This window comes from Candidatus Woesearchaeota archaeon (assembly GCA_026394965.1).
Taxonomy (GTDB): Archaea; Nanobdellota; Nanobdellia; order Woesearchaeales; family 0-14-0-80-44-23; genus JAPLZQ01.
Genome location: JAPLZQ010000095.1, coordinates 1 through 19908, shown reverse-complemented (window position 1 = coordinate 19908; position 19908 = coordinate 1). Strand labels below are relative to the sequence as shown.

At 41.4% G+C, this 19908-nt stretch carries 18 protein-coding genes; 9 read left to right on the top strand and 9 right to left on the bottom strand.

Annotated features, from left to right (window positions below; genetic code table 11):
- Positions 1 to 2 precede the first annotated feature (2 nt).
- Positions 3 to 1025, bottom strand: a complete 1023-nt coding sequence (locus NTV63_04090; protein ID MCX6710100.1) for a hypothetical protein — start codon at positions 1023 to 1025, stop codon at positions 3 to 5.
- A gap of 198 nt (positions 1026 to 1223) precedes the next feature.
- Between NTV63_04090 and NTV63_04085 the strand changes: the two genes are divergently transcribed.
- The 5 genes from NTV63_04085 (at position 1224) to NTV63_04065 (ending at position 7368) form a co-directional block, all read left to right on the top strand.
- Entirely contained in the window at positions 1224 to 2327 is a 1104-nt protein-coding gene (locus NTV63_04085; GenBank protein ID MCX6710099.1) for an NAD(P)/FAD-dependent oxidoreductase, read from the top strand.
- Positions 2328 to 2428: 101 nt separating this feature from the next.
- Entirely contained in the window at positions 2429 to 5278 is a 2850-nt protein-coding gene (locus NTV63_04080; protein MCX6710098.1) for a hypothetical protein, read from the top strand.
- Between the two features lie 34 nt (positions 5279 to 5312).
- Positions 5313 to 6023, top strand: coding sequence for a glycosyltransferase family 2 protein (locus NTV63_04075; GenBank protein ID MCX6710097.1), 711 nt, complete (start codon positions 5313 to 5315; stop codon positions 6021 to 6023).
- A gap of 35 nt (positions 6024 to 6058) precedes the next feature.
- Positions 6059 to 6409, top strand: coding sequence for a DUF2304 family protein (locus NTV63_04070; protein MCX6710096.1), 351 nt, complete (start codon positions 6059 to 6061; stop codon positions 6407 to 6409).
- A gap of 41 nt (positions 6410 to 6450) precedes the next feature.
- Positions 6451 to 7368 carry a lysylphosphatidylglycerol synthase transmembrane domain-containing protein gene (locus NTV63_04065; protein ID MCX6710095.1) on the top strand — a complete coding sequence of 306 codons (918 nt, stop codon included), beginning with the start codon at positions 6451 to 6453 and terminating at the stop codon, positions 7366 to 7368.
- Between the two features lie 50 nt (positions 7369 to 7418).
- Here the strand turns inward: NTV63_04065 and NTV63_04060 are convergent, their stop codons facing one another.
- The 4 genes from NTV63_04060 to NTV63_04045 all read right to left on the bottom strand — a co-directional run bounded on the left by NTV63_04060 (position 7419) and on the right by NTV63_04045 (position 12683).
- Positions 7419 to 8366: a glycosyltransferase family 2 protein gene (locus NTV63_04060; protein MCX6710094.1), complete on the bottom strand. Its 948-nt coding sequence runs from the start codon at positions 8364 to 8366 to the stop codon at positions 7419 to 7421.
- A gap of 142 nt (positions 8367 to 8508) precedes the next feature.
- The gene (gene wecB, locus NTV63_04055; GenBank protein ID MCX6710093.1) at positions 8509 to 9582 is read right to left on the bottom strand and encodes a UDP-N-acetylglucosamine 2-epimerase (non-hydrolyzing); all 1074 of its coding nucleotides are present in this window, start codon (positions 9580 to 9582) and stop codon (positions 8509 to 8511) included.
- 59 nt (positions 9583 to 9641) lie between these two features.
- Positions 9642 to 10895: a nucleotide sugar dehydrogenase gene (locus tag NTV63_04050; protein MCX6710092.1), complete on the bottom strand. Its 1254-nt coding sequence runs from the start codon at positions 10893 to 10895 to the stop codon at positions 9642 to 9644.
- A gap of 57 nt (positions 10896 to 10952) precedes the next feature.
- Positions 10953 to 12683, bottom strand: coding sequence for a glycosyltransferase family 39 protein (locus NTV63_04045; protein ID MCX6710091.1), 1731 nt, complete (start codon positions 12681 to 12683; stop codon positions 10953 to 10955).
- A gap of 247 nt (positions 12684 to 12930) precedes the next feature.
- Here NTV63_04045 and gmd point away from each other — a divergent pair, with 247 nt between their 5' ends.
- Positions 12931 to 13902 (top strand): GDP-mannose 4,6-dehydratase, encoded by a 972-nt coding sequence (gmd, locus tag NTV63_04040; protein ID MCX6710090.1) that lies wholly within the window; start codon positions 12931 to 12933, stop codon positions 13900 to 13902.
- Between the two features lie 43 nt (positions 13903 to 13945).
- Here gmd and NTV63_04035 read toward each other — a convergent pair whose 3' ends face one another.
- Positions 13946 to 14854 carry a Fic family protein gene (locus NTV63_04035; protein MCX6710089.1) on the bottom strand — a complete coding sequence of 303 codons (909 nt, stop codon included), beginning with the start codon at positions 14852 to 14854 and terminating at the stop codon, positions 13946 to 13948.
- Between the two features lie 324 nt (positions 14855 to 15178).
- Between NTV63_04035 and NTV63_04030 the strand changes: the two genes are divergently transcribed.
- Complete coding sequence (locus NTV63_04030) at positions 15179 to 15445, top strand: hypothetical protein (protein MCX6710088.1); 267 nt, start codon at positions 15179 to 15181, stop codon at positions 15443 to 15445.
- Entirely contained in the window at positions 15442 to 15813 is a 372-nt protein-coding gene (locus NTV63_04025; GenBank protein MCX6710087.1) for a hypothetical protein, read from the top strand. Before NTV63_04030 ends, NTV63_04025 begins: the two co-directional genes overlap by 4 nt.
- 10 nt (positions 15814 to 15823) lie before the next feature.
- Here NTV63_04025 and NTV63_04020 read toward each other — a convergent pair whose 3' ends face one another.
- Positions 15824 to 17080, bottom strand: a complete 1257-nt coding sequence (locus NTV63_04020; GenBank protein ID MCX6710086.1) for an MFS transporter — start codon at positions 17078 to 17080, stop codon at positions 15824 to 15826.
- A gap of 107 nt (positions 17081 to 17187) precedes the next feature.
- Between NTV63_04020 and NTV63_04015 the strand changes: the two genes are divergently transcribed.
- Entirely contained in the window at positions 17188 to 18111 is a 924-nt protein-coding gene (locus NTV63_04015) for a GDP-mannose 4,6-dehydratase (GenBank protein MCX6710085.1), read from the top strand.
- 50 nt (positions 18112 to 18161) lie between these two features.
- On the opposite strand, the gene NTV63_04010 is transcribed toward NTV63_04015, so the two are convergent.
- Both NTV63_04010 and NTV63_04005 read right to left on the bottom strand, forming a co-directional pair.
- Positions 18162 to 19169, bottom strand: a complete 1008-nt coding sequence (locus NTV63_04010; GenBank protein ID MCX6710084.1) for a glycosyltransferase — start codon at positions 19167 to 19169, stop codon at positions 18162 to 18164.
- Between the two features lie 6 nt (positions 19170 to 19175).
- A partial coding sequence (locus NTV63_04005; protein ID MCX6710083.1) for a B12-binding domain-containing radical SAM protein occupies positions 19176 to 19908 on the bottom strand: 733 nt, incomplete at its 5' end.

Sequence of the window (19908 nt, the reverse complement as noted above, 5' to 3'; positions counted from 1 at the left end):
CCTCACTCTGCCTTGGGGCTGTTTGTTGTAAAGTCCTCTGTAGGATGCCTTTCAAGGTATTCCTGAGTTGCGCATTCCATAATGTCCTTTGCCAGATTGAAATGGATTTGCCCCTCCTGCCCTGTATAAGTGTAATTTGCAGCGCTTATCTTCTGCTTGAATTTATTTGTGTTGTCTGTCTTGTTGTAAAATGATATGTGCCCGCAGAAAACTTTCTTTTGAGCATCAAAATATCCTGTATCCATCCTCATTGCAATGTTAACATCATCGCCGGTGTAAAGCCGGAATGTCCTTTCATCATTGATTTCATAATTAGCCGGGTATGAGTAAATTCCGTCAGAAAGCTTCAGAAGTGCATTTTTCCTCTGTAGTCCTGTTGCGTCAGTTGTGGCAAGCTCAATTGCAGAAACAATTGAGTCAAGGCGCGGCTTGTACAGCCCTTCGCCGTTGATTAGCGCCCTTGCAAAATTGTAATTGAAATTCACTCCGCCGTTGCATGCGCATTCAAGCTTCGAGAATTCCTCCTCTGTCTTTCTTGATGCTGTGTCATGAACCTGCTTCTCAATGCCATCTGAAAGGCATTTTGAAAGGTTTGAGAATCCGTAATAGAAATTGCCCTTGTCATCCTCAATCTTGCACACAAGAGGGGACTCTTTGCCGTTGTTTATGAAATAAACCGTTTCCTTTCCGTTGATGAATTCTCCGTTTTTCTTGTCGCCGTCTGAAAGGGTGAGGTTAAGCTTCTCCATATCAGAATAATTCTTTGTAAGTTCAATTAAGAGTTCAGGAGTCATGAATGTCTCAAATGCCTTTGTGTATCTTCCAAAGCTCTCCTTTTCCTCAGGAGTCATCTCAGATTCATTGCTCCATCCGCCTGTGAATCCGCCAAGAGTCTCTTCAATTGTCTCATACGGAACATCCTGCTGCTCGCTTTTTATTGTGTGTGCTGGCTGGGAAAAAACTCCTCCGGCGCATATTGTTGCAGCTGCAATGAGTGAAACTAATCCTTTCTTGAACTTATTCATTAAGACACCCCCACATTACCATAATTAAACGACAATATAATACACTTGAATTTTAGCTGAAAAGGAGTGTGACATATATAAATCTTTCGTTTTGTCACCATTCGGTAGGGAATACAGAAAAGGAGCATTTAAAAATGGCAATTTAAATGGAGAATAAGCAAAAAGATATAAAAGAGGGATTAGTTTGCCGGAAAAGAAATGATATCCATAATCGGCGCAGGGCCTTGCGGAAGCCAGCTTGCATACCTTCTCTCAAGGGAAGGGGAGAAGGTCTCTGTTTTTGAGGAGCATCAGAGAATAGGCAGCCCAGTTCAGTGCACAGGGATAATCTCCGAAGAGATATACAGGATAGCAAAACCCGATGAGAACTCAATAATAAACAAGTCAGGCAAGGCAAGGGTTTTTTCTGAAAGCGGAAATTATGCATCTCTTTCTGTCAATGAGAATATCATTGTCGACAGGAGAAAATTTGACAGAAGCATTGCTGAAAAGGCAGAATCAGAAGGCGCCAAATTCCACTTAAACTCAAGGTTTGAGGGAATGACATTTGAAAAGAGCGGGCTTGAGATGAAAATAAGGAATAAAAAAGGAATTAAAGCAATAAACACTGAAATGCTGGTTGGGGCAGACGGCCCTTCATCAAGCGTTGCACGCGCTTTCGGGCTTTTCCGGAGAAGCGGTTTTTTAACTGGAACGCAGATTGTCACAAAATACAAAAATGAGAACTTCATTGACTTTTTCCTTCTTAAAAAAGGAATAGGGTGGATTGTCCCCCTGGATGAAAAAACAGCAAGGATTGGAGTTGCATTTGAGCGCGATTCCGGAATAAAATTTAATGCATTTCTGCGGAGAGTGTTTGGAAAATCCTGGAGGAATTCAGTTTTAACAAGCACTGAAAAGAATGCCGGATTGATACCCCTTTTCAGCCCTTTCCAGAAAATACAGAAGGGGAATGTTTTCCTTTTGGGCGATTCTGCAAGGCAGGTAAAGGCAACAACTTTCGGCGGCATTGTTCCCGGGCTTAAGGCAGCGAAAATACTCTCGCGCTCAATCCTTGAAAAGAAAAGCTATTCCCTCATGTGCGCAAAAGAGCTTTTTCCCGACTTATACGCTTCTCTTGTTGTTAGAAAAATCCTCAACAGGTGCAATGAACAGGAGACAGAAGAGATAATAAAGATTCTTGGAAGCAGAAGGATGAATAAACTTATTGGGGAAAAAAGCAGGGACAGGATGTTTTCCCTCGGATTAAACGCCCTCCTTGAAGAGCCGCGCCTGATTTATTTCCTGAAAAATGCGTTCTAAAACCGCATTCTGTCCCTGCAAGGAAAATCTTTATAAATAATGAATAAACCATGAATTGAAGCATAACACTTTAGGATACTATTTTTAAGAGGGGTGCTTTAATGGAAGATAATGCTGGAAAAAATGATGCCATAGATGCAGAAATAATTGAGAATAAAACTGAATCTGAAAAAACAAAAGAAGAGAGCCCAAAAGATGATGAGTTCTCATTTGACCTGAGAAAAGCATTCAGAAGAGGAAAATCTGAAGAAGAGGCAAAAGCGCGCCCGGAAAAAGCCAAAAGGAAAAACTGGAATTTCAGGGCAAAAAAACCAGGAAATGAAGAGCAGGAAAATGAGGAAAATTTCAGCCGGAAGGGCGCATTCAAATTTCTTAAAAATGAAAAGATTTCCTATCTCCTGCTTTTGATACCCATAATTCTTACTATTTTCATAAGGATACAGCCAAATGTGCTTTCAATTACAAATGACTGGGCAGAGAGCAGCGTTTACGGATATTACCGGAACACGATATCTGCGCAGGTTAACTCGCTTTACCCGAACCTTCCTGAGGAGAACAGACAGCTCCTGGTTGAGAAGCAGTTCAGCGAGCTTTTGAAAACGCAGGGAAGCGTGATTTCAGGGCAGGTTAAGGAGACAGCCAATTTTTTCAAGGCAAAGCTCCAGTATGATGTTAACGGAAAGAGCTATACTTACCTTGGGGATTTGGACTCATACTTCTTCCTGAGATATGCGGATAATATTGTAAAATACGGGAGGCAGGGCGACATTCTTGTGAATGACACAATTGAATGGGACAACCACATGACTGCTCCGCTGGGCGCTCCGGTTTATTTTTCACTTCATCCATATTCAATTGCCTGGCTTTATCGTGTGCTTAAGGCATTCAACAGGAACATGACTACAATGCAGGCGTCTTTCTATACTCCTCTCGTTTTTGCATTAATAGGCGCAGTTGCAGCATTCTTCATAGGGAAGAAGCTTGCCGGAAACACAGGCGCGGTAATAACTTCAGTCCTGGTTTCAGTAAACCCAATGTTCATCACAAGGACAATTGGCTCTGACACAGATGTATACAATGTTGTTTTCCCAATTCTTATAGTGTGGAGCATCATTGAGGGATTTGAAGCCAAGAACAACAAGGCAAGGTTCGCTTTTATGGGGCTCACCGGGCTTTTCATGGGGATTTTCAGCGTTGCCTGGCCTGGCTGGTGGTACATATTTGACTTTGTGATGGGCGCGATGGGAATATACCTTGCATACCTTGTCTTTGCAAATTACAAAAGGGAAAAAAGCATTGGAAAGGCAATCAGAAGCAAGTCGTTTAAGAATGCAATTTTTATGACTGCTGCTCTTATACTATCCTCATGCGTGTTTGTAAGCATATTCTCTGGATTTTCAACATTTTACATGGCGCCAATTGAGCCGCTGAATTTCCTGCTGATAAAAGAAGTTGTTCATGAAGCTCTCTGGCCGAACATTTATCTTACTGTTGCAGAAATGAATCCGGGGACATTTGACACTATACTCACAATAGTCGGAGGGTGGCTGTTTTTTGTGCTTTCAATTTTAGGGATAATAATCGCATTTTTCAAGAAAGATTCCCACGGGCATTTTGACATAAAGATAGGAATCCTTCTCATAATATGGTTTTTTGGAACATATTATGCAACACTTACCGGAAGCAGGTTCAGCATGCTCCTTGTTCCTGCATTTGCAGTTGCAGTGGGAATAGCAATTGGAAGCTTCCACAAGTGGCTCAATGATTTTGCCTCAAAGGAATTCAAAATTGAAAAGGGAATTGCCGGAGCAATAATCTTTTTGCTTTTCATGGTTATGCTGATAAACCCAATTAAAGCAGGATATGAGTCAGGAAGGGGATACATTCCAAATATGAATGATGCATGGTATGATGCTCTCACAAAAATAAAGAACAATTCATCCCAGGATGCAATAATAAACTCATGGTGGGATTTCGGGCACTGGTTCAAATATGTCGGAGACAGGGCTGTATCAGCAGATGGGGCAACTCAGAACAGGCCCCAGGCATACTGGCTTGGAAGGATACTTGCAACAGAAAATGAGGATGAGGCAATTGCAGTCCTCAGAATGCTTGACTGCGGCGCCACAGACTCATTTGACATAGTAGACAGCACACTGAATGACACTGAAAAGTCAGTCAAGCTGCTGAGAAGCATAATAATGATGGACAGAAGCAGCGCAGAAAAAGAACTTCTAAAGCACATAACAAAAGAGGATGCTGAAAGAGTCCTTAAAGAGACGCACTGCAACCCGCCTGAGGATTACCTTATCACAAGCGGAGACATGATTGGAAAATCAGGGGTGTGGGCTCATTTCGGGCTATGGGATTTTGAAAAGGCAAAGATACTTTTGAGCATAAAAAATTCAAAAGTTGAGGAAGCCAAGAAATTCATGAAAGAGGAGTTCAACTACTCAGATGAGCAGATTGAGAGGGCAGTATATGATGTTCAGTCGCTTTCAACAAGCAGGGATGATGAAAACTGGATTTCACCCTGGCCAGCTTACATATCAATAGGGGGAAGCTGCAGCTCTGACAACTTAACAATAACCTGCCTGAACAACATTCAGGGGCAGACAATAAGCATTGTGATAAACCTGACAACAAGGGATGCAGGAATAGAGGTTCCGCAGGGAAGGCTTCTGCCCCACTCGTTTGTGTATGTGACAAGCACAGGGGATGTGGATGAGAAACATTATGAAAATCCGGATTTCCCATACTCAATAGTGCTCTCTTCAAACAACGGCTACAGCACAACAGTCTCATCTCCGGAACTTTCAAAGAGCATTTTCACACGGCTGTTCTTCCTTAACGGCGCAGGGCTTTCGCATTTTGAGCTTTTTGACCAGCAGAAAGAGCTTACCGGAGAGGACATCTACACCTGGAAGGTTCTTTGGGACGGAAAAAAGTAGGGAATTATTCGGCGAAGAAACAGATAAGACCAAAATGCCAGAGAAAAAAATCAGCGGGAAAGGAAGGAAGGGAAAAAGGCTTTTCATAGTCATGCCTGCTTATAATGAGGAAAAGGCAATAGCCGGCGTGATTAGGAGCCTTAAGCATTCCGGATACAACAATATAATTGTTGTTGATGACGGAAGCAGGGATAAAACTTCCGCCATTGCCGAAAAAGAGGGAGTTATCCTCATCCGGCATTTCATAAACCGCGGATTGGGGGGCGCTCTCGGAACAGGGATTTCAGCTGCTCTTAAGATGGGCGCTGAAATCATAGTTACATTTGACTCAGACGGACAGCATGATGTTTCTGACATAAAAAAAGTGGCTGCTCCGATAAGAAGGGGAGAGGCTGATGTTGCAATAGGCTCAAGGCTTGTTAATTCAAAAGGCATGCCATTTGTAAGAAGAGTTGGAAACTGGGGGCTTAATTTTTTCACATACCTGCTTTTCGGGGTGTTTGTGACAGACTCGCAGTCAGGGCTAAGGGCATTCTCAAAAAATGCTGCAGAGAAAATGGATATAAGGACAAATGCAATGGAAGTAAGTTCAGAAATAATCCGGGAGATTGGGGACAAGAAGCTTAGGCTGAAAGAGGTTCCGATAAAAGCAATATACAGCGAATACTCCCTGCGAAAGGGGCAGAGCACAATAAACGGCTTCCGCATAATGATGAAGCTTTTCATAAACTGGTGGATGAGATAATAATTTAGCAAGAGATTTTGTAGGAGGGTGATAAAATGATGCATTTCCTGAAAATAGCTGCTTTTGTTTTCATTCTTTTTGCGTGGACAAGGGCGCTTCTGAGATTTAGGGAGAAAAAGATAAATGTCAAGCAGCTTCTGCTTTGGACTCTCATATGGGCGGGAATTGGGATAGCTGTTTTTTTCCAGAAGCTGACTTTCATGGCATCTGAATTCCTGGGAATCTCAAGGGGCTCTGACCTTGTAGTTTATGTGAGCGTTGTCCTTCTTTTGTACATGGTATTTCGAATTTATGTCAAGATGGAGAAAATTGAGCAGGACATAACAAGGATAATAAGAAAGCTTGCGCTTGAAAAAATTGATGAAGGCAAAGGAAAAAAGAAATAGTCATTAATACTTTTTAGAAATGATTTTTTAGAGGGAATATTGTGAAAAAGAGAGGAAAAAATTCGTGGTTTTCAATAGCAGTAAAGATTGCAGTATCTGCTCTCATAATATTCTTCCTCTTTAGGATTGCGGACTTTAAGGCTCTTTCAGAAAGCATAAAAGGAATGAACATCTGGCTTTTTCTCTTGTCAGCTGCCCTCATCTATCCGGGAATGCTCCTTCGCGCAATAAGGTTCAAATTAATAATCAACAAGGAGGGCTTCTCAATATCCACAAACGACTCATTCAAACTTGCCCTGATAGGCTCTGCCCTGAATATCTTTATGCCTGCAAGCACAGGCGACTTTGCAAAGGCTTATTACGGATACAAAAGGCATAGGATAAAAGAGGAGATGATTTCCGCAAGCATTGTGGACAAGATAATAGCGCTTCTCTCCCTTTTCATAATATCAGGAATCTCTTCTCTTATTTTCAGGATGACAAGCTTTTTTCTTATATCACTATTCTGCCTCTTGATGTGCAGCGCAGTTGTTTTTTTCCCAAGGATTCTCCCATGGAAGATTTTGAATAAATTTCTGGCAGCATTAAAGAGGAATAAGCTGGATGAAAAAAAGCTTGTTAAAACATTCACCCTTGATTCAGGGCTGAAATTAAGAACAATTCTGCTTTCAATTGCCGGGTGGATTGTAACATACTCTCAGCTTTACCTGATATGCATTGCATATTCGGCAGATGTCAGCTTTTTTTACCTCCTTGCAGTTTCCTCTCTTTTCATGCTTGCACGGCTTTTCCCGCTTACGCTTAACGGAATCGGCTCAACAGAAGCAATGGTTGCATACCTTTTCGGGCTCATAGGAATAGGATTTGAGGCTGCTGTTGCAATCTCACTTACAAACACAATTGTAAGCCTGATAATTCCGGGAATCGCGGGATTCTTTGTAATACTCGCTGAGAAATAAAAAGACAGAGAGATAATAAAAAAATTATAATTTCTTAAATAATCAATTAATCACTTGCCCTTTCTAATCTTCAGGAGATTACCTTCCATTCTGAAAATCTCGTTTCTCAGCTCCCTGTTCTGGTATGCAAGGAATGAGAAAACAAGAGTCTGCACCCCCAGGCTGAGCATTATAAGAGTGAACATCACAATTGGAATGTGGTTTGAAAGGGACTCTGTAAGCCAGAGGTGGAATGAGTAAAATGCTGCAATTATCCCTATCAGCATAAAGGACATCCCGATTGAGCCGAGAATAATCAGCGGGCCTTCATTGAAGCCCAGCATGAGATGGGAAAACATGAGCTTCTTTGCATCAAATGTTGACCTTCTCCCTGTTCTTTTTCCGGTCCACTTAAGAATCGCGGGAATCTCGGTTGCCCTGAATCCTAAAGCATATGCCTTTGAGATTATCTCTGGGTGAATCTCCTTGCCGTCTGAAATAAGCTCCAATGAATCAATAACTTCCCTCTTGTATGCCCTTGTCATCCCGCTAAGCATGGTTAAGTTTCCTGGAAATGCGCGCCCGAGAATCTTATTCCCAACTGTTGTAAGGAGAACCCTGAAAAACGGGACATTGACAAACCCGCCGCCTTTCTTGTGGGGGCTTGCAATCACAATGTCATAATTTGATTTATTGATTGCATAAAAAAGCTTCCTAACAATGTCAGCGCCCCAGCTCAGGTCTGACTCTGTGGTGATTATTATGTCGCCCTTTGCATGGGAGAATCCCTGCCTTAACGCGTATCCCCGCCCTCGATTCGGCTTGTATGAGAGAATCCTTATGTTCTTCTTTTCCTTCATTGCGGATTTTGCATACTCAAGAGATTTGTCTGTGCTGCCATCATCAACAATAATTAATTCCCAATCCTCTCCAATTCCATCTATTGCTGCTGAAAGCTTCCTTATATTTGCGCTAATGCACTCTTCCTCATTGAACATGGGGGTTATTACTGTTATCATAAAGGCAAAAAATGCGAAATATGTTTAAATAATTTGCTAAAATCCCGCTTTAAAGAGGGAATAACCTGCATTTAATGAATTTTCCAGAAAAAATCAGGGAATAAACAGTCAGGAATAACATATTGTTCGCAGCAGGATATGATTATTTGCAGTCAAGAATTGCATCAATTATTTTCCTTGCGCTCTTCCCTTTTCCAAGAGGGTTCTTCCAGTCGCGCCTGGCTGCGAGCATCTTTCCTGCGCATTCAACTATCTTTTCAGGATTTATTCCTGAAAGCATGTTTGCGCCTGCTTCTATTGTCTCAGGGCGCTCGGTATTGTCTCTCAAAGTAACGCAGGGAACTTTAAGGATGCATGCCTCTTCCTGCAATCCGCCTGAATCAGTTAGGATTAAGGCGGAATCAGATTCAAGCCTCAGGAATTCAAGGAAGCCCAGGGGCTCTGCAATTATTATTTCCTTTGGAATGGAAAGATTGAATTCCTCAATCTTCTTTTTTGTCCTTGGATGGAGCGGATAGATTATCTGAAGCCCGAACTTGTCATAAAGCATTTTTATCCCATTAAGAATGCCTTCAAGGCGCGTTTTGTCTTCAACATTCTCCTGCCTGTGAGCTGTAATCAGGAAATAATTTCCCTTTTTCAGCCCGAACTTTTCAAGGATTTTTCCATCGCTGAATTTTATATTCTCACGCACTGAATCAACTATTGTGTTTCCGGTTACAAATATCCTTTCTTTCGGAATCCCTTCTTTTATCAGGATTTTCCTCTGGAGCTTTGTAGGGGCAAAGAGCAGGTCAGAGCAGTGGTCAGTTAGAATTCTGTTGATTTCCTCAGGCATGCTTCTGTCATAGCTCCTTAATCCTGCTTCCACATGGGCAACCCTTATTCCCATCTTGGACGCTGTTATTGCTCCTGCAAAAACAGTGTTTGTATCGCCTTGGACAATAAGAACATCCGGCTTTTCTTTTGAAAAAACCTCTCCAATCCTCTCAAGAATCAGCGCTGTCTGGGCGTAGTGGGCGCCTGAGCCAACCTCAAGGTTGTATTTCGGCTCAGGAAGCTTCAGCTCCTCAAAGAAAATTTTGTCCATATTGTAGGAATAGTGCTGCCCTGAATGGACAATAAAGAAGTCAAGCTTCCTTCTTTCGCACTCCCTTATTACCGGCGCCATCTTTATTATTTCAGGGCGCGTTCCTACAAGGATACATATTTTCATTTTTTTATTCCTTCATACTATTTCCTGCTGCTCAATTCATATGTTAATATGTCATGCTTTTATGCTATGCTCTTTCCGTTTCCGAGGACAAAAACCTTAAACCCTTCCTTTCTGAGCTTTTCATGGTTAAGGAAGTTTCTTGTGTCAAGGATGTTCTTATTCCTCATTCCGAATTTTGAAAAGTCAATGTCAAGGAATTCCTTGTGGTTTGCAACAATGATTGCGCAGTCAGAGCCAGAAAGTGCGCTTTCAAGGTCAGTCATCCTGTATTCAAACCGCTTTGCAATCGGGTCATGAATCTTTACCTTCCATCCCTTCCTCTTTGCAAGCTTTATCACTCCTATTGCAGGGCTTTCCCTTGTGTCATCCACATCTGCCTTGTATGAAACTCCCAGCACTGAAACAACTGGATTTTCAATTCCTGAAAGCATCTTCTCTGCAAGTTCAACAACATGAGAAGGCATCCTGTCATTTATCTTCCTCGCAAGGGGGATTATTTTTGCCCTGTCAGTAACCTCAGTCATGAACCAGGGGTCAACTGCGATGCAGTGCCCACCAACACCCGGGCCTGGAGACAATATCTTAACTCGGGGATGCCTGTTTGCAAGCGCTATTGCCTCATGGGAATCCACTCCTATCTGCTCGCATATCAGCGCGAATTCATTAGCAAGGGCAATGTTTATGTCCCTGAATGTGTTCTCAGAAAGCTTTACAAATTCAGCTGTTGTAGTGTCTGTTGTTGAGATTTTTGCCTTGACAAAAGAGGAGTAAAGCTCTTTTGCAAGAGCGCATGATTTCTCATCAATGCCCCCGATAACCCTGTCATTATTCACAAGCTCATAAAGGGTCTGCCCCGGAAAAGCCCGCTCAGGGCAGTGCGCAACAGAAAAATCAGCTCCTGCCGAAAGATGCGAGCGCTCAAGTATTGGGATAAGAAAGTTCCTGCATGTGAGAGGTGGAACAGTTGATTCCAGTATCACAAGATTTCCCTTTTTAAGATATGGAACAATCATCTCTGCAGCCGATTTCACATATTTCAGCTCCGCCTTCTTTTCCTTAATGCCAACTGGGGTTGGAACCTCAATTATGAAAACATCAGCATCCTCAACTTCTGACTTTGCGATAAAGCCGTTCTTCCTTGCATTTTCAAATATTTCGGGAAGCCCGTTTTCCTCAAAAGGCAGAATTCCCTTGTTGAGAAGCTCAACCCTTTTTTTGTCAATGTCAATCCCTATTACCTTGTGCCCGGAATTTGAGATGATGCAGGAGGTGGGAAGCCCCATGTATCCCATTCCAAGAACGCATACTTTCATTAAATCACCCTTGATTGAAAATGATAATTCCTTTTTTTCTGATTATGTTTTTTCTGATTACGCTATCACATCATAATAATTCATTGTAAACTTGCCTGTTGTGTATTCATACTCCTTTGACTTTATTGAAGAGGCAAGGCTCTTCTGAAGTATTGCGTTGAGCTGATTTGAAACTTCCTCCATGTTTGAGGCATTGAAAGAGCCCCCTTTTTTCAGGAGTATGTAGATTAAGCCAGTATTCTGCTGGAAGCCGAACTGCGCAAGGGAATAGTGCTCCTTTATGTAATCCCAAACCGGCTTGTTGTCAAGTATTGAAAAGCCCCACTGGTAAACAAAAACCCATGACACATTTGCCTCTTCTTCCATAAGAGGAATTATGCTTGCGTTTTCAGGGAACATATATGCCTTCATCCCGCTGTTCCAGATTACGCCGTAGCTTTGGTGGCTCGGGAAAAGCATTCTCTCTCCGGGAAGCATATGCTTCTTTATGTAATCTCCTGCAACATCCTGCCCTATGAACTGGGTGTTGAACTGCCTGTTCTTTGCATCAACAGAGGGCTTCATAAGGAGGGCTATGAAAATTATTATCACAAACCAGGAAAGGAATTTCACATTGAAAAACTTCTCAAGGGTAGTCCCGACGAATGTGAATAAGTACGCCATGAGAAATATTATCAGGGGAGCAATAGGATACTGGTGGTAGCTGTGCCCCCGCAATGTGTCAGAGCCGACGACAATAAAAAGAATGAATGCTATGAAGTATGCTGACATAAACTTGTTCCCAAAGCCCTTTTTCCAGAAAATCAAAAGGAGGACAAACCCGAGCGCTGCAAATGTGAAACCGATTTTTGAGTAGTTGTCAGCAACATAGGAATTTGGGCTCAGAAGAACTGGCACGAGAAAATCCTGCGAAAACAGGAGGGGGATGTTTCCCCAGGTAACCTTCATTTTAACAATCTCAACTGCGCTGTAGGACATTCCCTGATGAATCTTGTTCATGTAAGACGCATATGGAATCCAGCTCAGGCAGACTAAAATCATCAATGCTGATACTGCAAGGGATTTCCAGTATTTTTTAAGCGCAGAAAACACCTTTTTGTAAGGGAAAGTGATGAGGATTGGAACAGCAATTATCCCAAAAGTGTATTTCAGGACAGTTGCAAATCCGCCGAATAACGCTGCAAGCGCAAGCTGCCATCCCTTTTGCTCATCAACCCATTTTGCATAAAGAAATGCGCACCCCAGCATGAAAAACAATGCGGGGTTTATGTCGTCAAAATTGTGGCTGAAGAAAACAAGAAGGGGATTTATTGCAGCAAGAAACGCGCATGTAAGCGAGAGCTCTTCCTTTTTGTCATATTTTTTGAAGAGCTGTTTTATCAGCAGATAAAACATAAGGACAGCGCCGAGATTGAAAATAATGCTTATCATCCTTGCCATCCAGAGCTTGTAGCCGAAAATCCTGAAAATCACAGCGCCCATTATCTGCACAAGAGGAAAAGTGTCTGAATGGAGCCCGTAGGGATTTTCCCCGAATGTGTTGTCATCATAGTGAGGCATGAAAAGCCCGTCTTTTGAGAATCCGTCAAGAACATAATTCCTTGCCTCTGAAAGGTGATGGACTTCCTTCCAGTTATGGTATCCTATGACGGGGTAATCAATGTGATAAGCCCTGAAATAAAACCCTAAAAGAAGGATGAGAGCAAGGACAACCCAGCTCCATTTGATATTGAAAATTCTTTTGCTGAAGATAGATTCTTCTTTCCCCACAACCTCTTTTTGCGACATGCCTTTCTATAAGCGGCAGTCATTTTATAAATCTTACTGAAAAATAATATGCATAAAAAGCGCGAAAAACAGTTAAATATTAATAATAAAAGCAGATGACAACAATGGTTAAAGCAGATTGCATATAATATCAAATAAAATTTGGATAAAAAAGATTAAAAAAAATTTGATTAAAAATAGTTAAATAAATCCGCATTATGCCTTATTTATTAAAAGAAATCAATTATAATCGTGGGGTGATTAATTCATGAAACAGAAAAGCGCTCTTATAACAGGAATAACCGGGCAGGACGGAAGCTACCTTGCAGAGTTCCTGCTTTCAAAGGATTATAAGGTTTACGGGTTTATCAGAAGGACAAGCACTGAAAGCACAGAAAGAATAAAGCACATTCTAAGTAAGATTGAGCTGATTGAGGGGGACTTGACAGACCTTTCCTCAATAATACGGGCTGTGGAATATTCAAAGCCAGACGAAGTTTACAATCTTGCCTCAATGTCTTTTGTTGCGCACTCATGGAAAAGCCCGATAACAACAGCAGAGATAACCGGGCTTGGAGTGCTGAATGTTCTTGAGGCATTAAGAATCAGCGGATGCAAGGCAAAATTCTACCAGGCATCCAGCAGCGAGCTTTTTGGAAAGGCAGCTGAAACTCCCCAGTCTGAAAAAACCCCTTTTTACCCAAGAAGCCCTTACGGCGTTTCAAAGCTCTTCGGATACTGGACGGCAGTAAATTACAGAGAGAGCTACGGAATGTTTGCGTGCAACGGAATACTGTTCAATCATGAATCCCCAAGAAGGGGAATTGAGTTTGTAACAAGAAAAATAACTGACGGAGTCGCAAGGATAAAGCTTGGGCTTCAGGATGAGCTAAGGCTTGGAAACCTTGATGCCAAGAGGGACTGGGGATTTGCAGGGGACTATGTTGAAGCGATGTGGCTTATGCTCCAGAAGGAAAAACCGGAAGACTATGTCATAGGAACAGGCGAAACCCATACTGTAAGGGAGTTTGTTGAAGAGGCATTCAAGGCAGCGGGAATAAAGGATTACCAGAAATATGTGAAGGTTGATGAGAAATTCATGCGCCCCGCTGATGTGAACCTGCTTCTTGCAGACACGGCAAAGGCAAAAAAAGAGCTTGGCTGGAAGCCCAAGATGAGCTTTTCCGCGCTTGTTAAGACGATGGTTGAATCTGACATTGAAAGAATAAAAAAACTATAAAAAACACATCATTCAATTATTCTGCTGCTGTTCCAGAGTGCGCTTAATGGAAGAAAAGCCGCCTGCGCTTCCTTAAAGAAGTGTATTCCCTCAAATACCTTTTTACTGCATATAACATGAATGTTTCCTCTTTGCTTCTTGTCTGGCTTCGCTCCAGCGCTGTGTAATATGCGTTTCTGTTCGTGTATTCTATGTTCAGCATAGGATATCCTAAACTGTTCAGCGTGTGATTCATCATCAGCCTAGATATTCTTCCGTTGCCGTCGCTGAACGGGTGTATGGATACAAACTTCAAATGCACAAGCGCTGCCATTAATACCGGATTTATCTTTCCATAGTATTTATTATACCATGTAAAGAATTCTTTTAATAATATATTCAATTCTACAGGCAAGGGCAATTCCACTTTACTTCTCGCTATCGCTACAGGGTGCTTTCTTATTTTTCCCGCAATTTCAGGGTCTGATTCTCTGAATAATTCTTTATGCCAATAAAGAACAGCTGCTAAGTTCAGCTTATTTTTATTCTTCAGCATCTGGTAGAATATGGTCTTATGTGCTTCTGCTTCCCTGACAAATTTCAATGCCTTATTTCTTGGGGTAACCTGTTCCTGGAGAAGATCTGCTGTTTCTTTTAATGTCAGCGTGCTTCCCTCTATTTTGCTGGTGTTGTAGGTGAATTTAATCATAAAAGATTCTATGTACTTTTCCTTGGCGGACGCAGGATAATTCTTGTATTCTTTATTCCAGAGCTCTTTTACGGCTTCTAATTCCTTGCCGTATAATTCTTCAAATAAATCATAGAGAAATTTTTCTTTTATTTTACCGATAGTTTTTGGCAGGGTATTGCCCAGATATAATCTTTTGTTAGAAAAACCATCCTTTGTTCTTATTGTGTGCTCTAAGTAGTAATACTTCTTAGTTCCTTTATTGACTGTTCTCACATTGACCATAAAAGAAGTATACGTCACAAATATATAAATTTAACTATTTTTAACAAAATGTGACGTATACTGGATTTGAGAAAACAGAGCCGGTAGGCGTTCATGGCGACTGCGTTATTCAGATTTAAAACCCTTTCTGTAAACCGAAATAACCGGAAATTCGCACAGGACAAAAGACAAGTGCGGAAAAGAAATATAAATAGAAATGAAAAAAAGAAGCTATTATGAATATTTAAAAAAAAGAAAGATTTATATATTTGTATATCTATTAGATATATATTTATATCAATTAGATATATAAAAATTATGGAACACACAAAAATGAAACAAAAAATGCGAGATAAAGTAACATCAAATCATTCGCCTACTCTGAACACCGTTCTTATGGTTGAAGAAGTGCTGAACAAAAGCGGAGAACTGATGAGCTTAGCGGAATTGAAAAGAAAACTGCCAAGAAAGGTTATGCATCAAACACAGCTTCAGATACTGGACTATCTGCAGGTAAGCGGAAAGATAATGATAGGAACAAAGGGGATTCTTTGGATTTTTACAGAAAGAAAAGAGCTGAACGAGTTAATAAAAAAAGGAACTGAAATATGAATAAGGCAGTCAAAATAGTTCTCTTAGATGAAGCAGAAGAAGAATACACAAAATTGAATGATATTGCTGAAAAACAGAAGTCAGAAGGAAAAGAAAACACAGAAGAAATTCAACTGATAAAGTCAATAAAGCAAAAATCTGAATTCTTAAGGGCAAATCCTTTTTACGGCGACAATATTCAGAAAAATCTGATTCCAAAGGAATATCTTAAAAGATATAATACAAAAAACCTGTGGAGAGTTGAACTCACTAACTTTTGGAGAATGCTCTACACAATAAAAGGAGATGAGATTGAGATAATCTGCTTTGTTCTGGATATTCTGAGCCATAAAGTATATAATAAGAAGTTGGGATACAAGAAAAAATAAATCAGGAAACTCATTCAATTTTTCTTAATTTCGGGAACAGCTTCCATATTGCAAGTGCACCCAAGAATGCGAGCCCTGAACTCATAATAACTGCTGTTTTCTCCCCAAAAAATCCTGCTGCAGTTCCAATCCAGAGCGAGCCAAAAGGCAGGAATCCTGAAAAGACAAGGTTGTAGATGCTTAAAACACGCCCGCGAAATTCATCTGCAGTTATATTCTGCAAGAGAGTCATGCACATATTTGAAACAAGCATGCCCGAAATTCCGACAAGAATTATAACTGCAATAGACATCGGCGCATATTTTATTAATGAAAAAAGAAGAACTGAAAAGGGAACAAGAAAAGTGCCTGAGGTAAGAAGCTTTCCCTTAATTCTGATTACTCCAATTGATGCAACTGAAAGCGCAACAAGAAGGGCTCCAAAGCCCCTTGCTGCCTGAAGAAGCCCGTTTGTCTCAGAATTCCCGTGAAGAACATTAACAGACCACGCCGGGAGAAGATTGATGAATGCAAGCCCAAAAAGGCTGAAACAGGCAATTGCGCTAAAAATTCCGATTATTGAGGGATTTTTACTCACATACAAAAGCCCGTTTCTTATTTCTGAAAAAGCAGAGAACTTGCTCTTGCGTATTTTTTGATATTCTATCCTCATAAGAAGAAGCCCTCCTATAACTGCAGTAAAGGAAAATGCATTAATTATGAAGCACCAGCCTGGCCCGACAAGAGCGTAGACAAGCCCTCCAAGAGCAGGCCCCACAACAACAGAAGCATTGAACATCGTGCCGTTAAGGGCAATTGCGTTATTCAGGTCTTCCCTTGGGACAAGGTCAACTACAAAGGACTGCCTTGCAGGAGCATCAAAGGCATTTGCTGTTCCCAAGAGAAAGGAAAGCACAAGTATGTGCCAGGGTTGAATCCATCCTGTGAAATAGAGCCCCGCAAGGATTAATGCAAGAAGCATCATTGAAAATTGGGTTATAAGAAGAATTTTCTTTCGGGAAAACCTGTCTGAAACAACTCCTCCGTAAAGCATGAAGAGCCAGGTTGGAAGCCCTAAAAAAAATCCAACAAGCCCGAGGTAGAAAACAGAGTGAGTAAGCTCAAAAATAAAGAAGCCCTGCGCAGCGCTCTGCATCCAGGTTCCGAAAAGGGAAACCATCTGCCCGAAAAACCAGAGCCTGTAGTTCCTGTGGTTTAATGCCTTGAATGTTTTTCCAAGATGAGATTTTATGCGAACAAATCTATTTTCAGATTGTTTGGAATCCATTTTGATAATTGGATAAATCTAAAGGGGGGATATTTAAACTTTGCCGATTTTAGAGAATCTATATTTCTAAAGAAAACTTTAAATAGAATCCAGAATAAAGGGAAAGTATGGCAAAAGCGCTCATAACCGGAATTGACGGATTTGCTGCACCATACCTGGCAGAAGAGCTTCTGAAAAAGGGATATTCAATTATTGGCTCCTATCTTGTTTCTCCAGGAAGGATTGTAAAAGGGGTTGATTATGAAAAGCTTGACATTCTCAACAAGGATGATGTAAAAAAGCTTGTTTCAGACTTCAAGCCGGAATATGTTTTTCATCTTGCAGGATTCAGCTCAGTTGCAAAATCATGGGAAAACCCTGAACTCTGCAGAAAAATAAATGTGGAAGGGACAAGAAACCTCCTCGATGCCCTTGTTGAGGAAAACATAAAGGCAAAGCTGCTTTTCATATCATCGGCAGAAGTTTATGGCAAGCCAAAGTTCTTCCCAATAACAGAGGAGCATCCGCTGAATCCGGAAAATCCCTATGCAGAGTCAAAGCTTGAGGCAGAGGGAATATGCCTCCTTCCAAAATACAAATCGCTTTCAATAGTAATCTCAAGAAGCTTCAACCACACAGGAACCGGGCAGAGCCCTGACTTTGTGTGCTCTGACTTTGCAAAGCAGATTGCAGAAATTGAGAAAGGGAAAAGAGAGCCTGTAATCAAAGTCGGAAACCTTGAAGCGAAAAGGGACTTCTCAGATGTCAGGGACATTTCAATTGCATACTCTCTTTTTGACAAATGCAAGCCGGGAATATACAACATCGGCTCAGGAAGGGCATATGCGATAAGAGAAATTCTGGACATATTAATTTCCATGAGCAGGGCAAAGATAAAGGAGGAATCAGACCCAAAAAAATTCAGGAAAATTGATGTTCCTGTTATGTTTGGCTCGCACGAAAAGTTCAGTGCAGAAACCGGCTGGCAGCCCAGGATAAGCATAGAGAAAACACTTGAAAGCATCCTTGATTACTGGAGAGAAAAAATTTAATTAACATTTAATTAAATTAATAGTTAATTATTTTAAAAAAAAGTATTTCCCTAAAAATTTCCCTTTCTATGGAATATTATGTCAATAAACCCTGCCAATACCCCAAGAGTCCATGCAAAGAAGCGGGAAAGCTGAACTGGAATTGAGATTAGTGCAACTGAATAATCCCTTTTTTTCAGGCAGTAGAAGAAAAGGGGAAGGGCAAGGATAAAAAGCGCAGCAAAAAATGCAGAAGGGATGATTGGAAGAACAGGATTGATTTTCCCTAAAAAGAAAAGGGGGAATGTTGCAATGAAAAGGAAGCTAAGCGGCGCTGTTATTATTGTGGAAAGAGGTGTATATGACTCGCCTTTCACGCGCCCTGTGAATTTTTTGTACATGTATGCCCTTGCCCTTGCATGCCTCATCTGCTCTCTCATAAAATTTGAGAAATGCTCAGGATGGTAATGGTAAACTATTGCCTTCGGCTCAAATATTATCTTCTTACCAAGATTTCTAACTGCAAAGCAGAGGTCAAAATCCTCTGCAGTAGGCTTTCTGTATGTCTCATCAAAGCCCCCTGTCCTTTCAAGAAGATTTTTGCGGAATGCAATTGAGAAGCTTCCTGTTCCCTCAATTTCCCTCTTGAACCTGGAATGCCTGAGTTCAATATCAAGCCCGATGTATCTTGCAAGAATCTTGTCCCTGTTTTCAGTCCTGTAGGTTCCGCCAACGCCGCCCACATTCCTGTCTGAGAAGGGCTTTGTGATTGAGGAAAGCCAGTCCTGAACAGGGCGGCAGTCAGAATCAGTAAAAGCCACAATCTTTCCTCTAGCTTTTTTCCATCCGGCATTCCTTGCTGATGCAGGCCCTGCATTTTTCTGTGTTATAACCCTTATCCCGCGCTTCCTGTATTCTGAAAGAATTTTAGGAGTTTCATCCCTGCTTCCGTCATCAACAGCAATTATTTCATAGCTCCTGCCGATTTTCTGGGAGAGAAGGGAATCAAGGGTTTTTCTTATTGTCCTTTTTCCATTGTAGACCGGAACAACAACTGATATTTCAACCGTTGAAACCACCTTTATTCATAGCGGAAGATCCTTTCCCTTTTTTGATTTCTTTTTTCCATTCAGGTAATCCAGAAACCTGAAAAACCCGCCTGCCTTCCTCTTGAAATCTGAAAAGTCGCGTATTGTGAAAAGATGGTATAAAATCTTTCCCGGCTGAAAATAGAACTCCTTCAAGCCCTTGTCTATGAGCTCGTTCATCTCTGCTGTTGAAAGCTGCGGATAATTGAGGATTGTCGCCTGCTCATAATTGTCATTAACCCATTCTGTCCAGTCCTTTGGGACAAGGTAGCCCTTTTCCTTGGCCCAGGTGTAAAACTCAGTTCCGGGATATGCAACAACTCCTGAAAACTGGACTGTATCCAATGGAAGGCTCTTTGCAAACCTTATTGTCGCAAGGGCACTCTCCCTTGTCTCATTTGGGGCGCCTATCATAAAGCACCCATGGACTTTTATTCCCGCTTTCTTTGCGCCGAGCACAAAATCCCTTGTGAGCTTCGGCGTTATGTCCTTTTTAACATCATTCAATGCGCACTGTGTTCCGAATTCTGCGCCTATCAGAAGCATACGGCATCCTGCCCTTTTCATCAGATTAAAGGTGTCCTCGTGCCTAATTGTGTCAACCCTTGAATTTGCTGACCATGTAAATTTCAGTTTTTTCTTAATGATGAGGTTGCATATAGCCCTAACCTGCTCCTCTGAAGCAGTAAAGGTGTCTGTCTCAAACATAATCTCCTTAATCTGGGGAAAT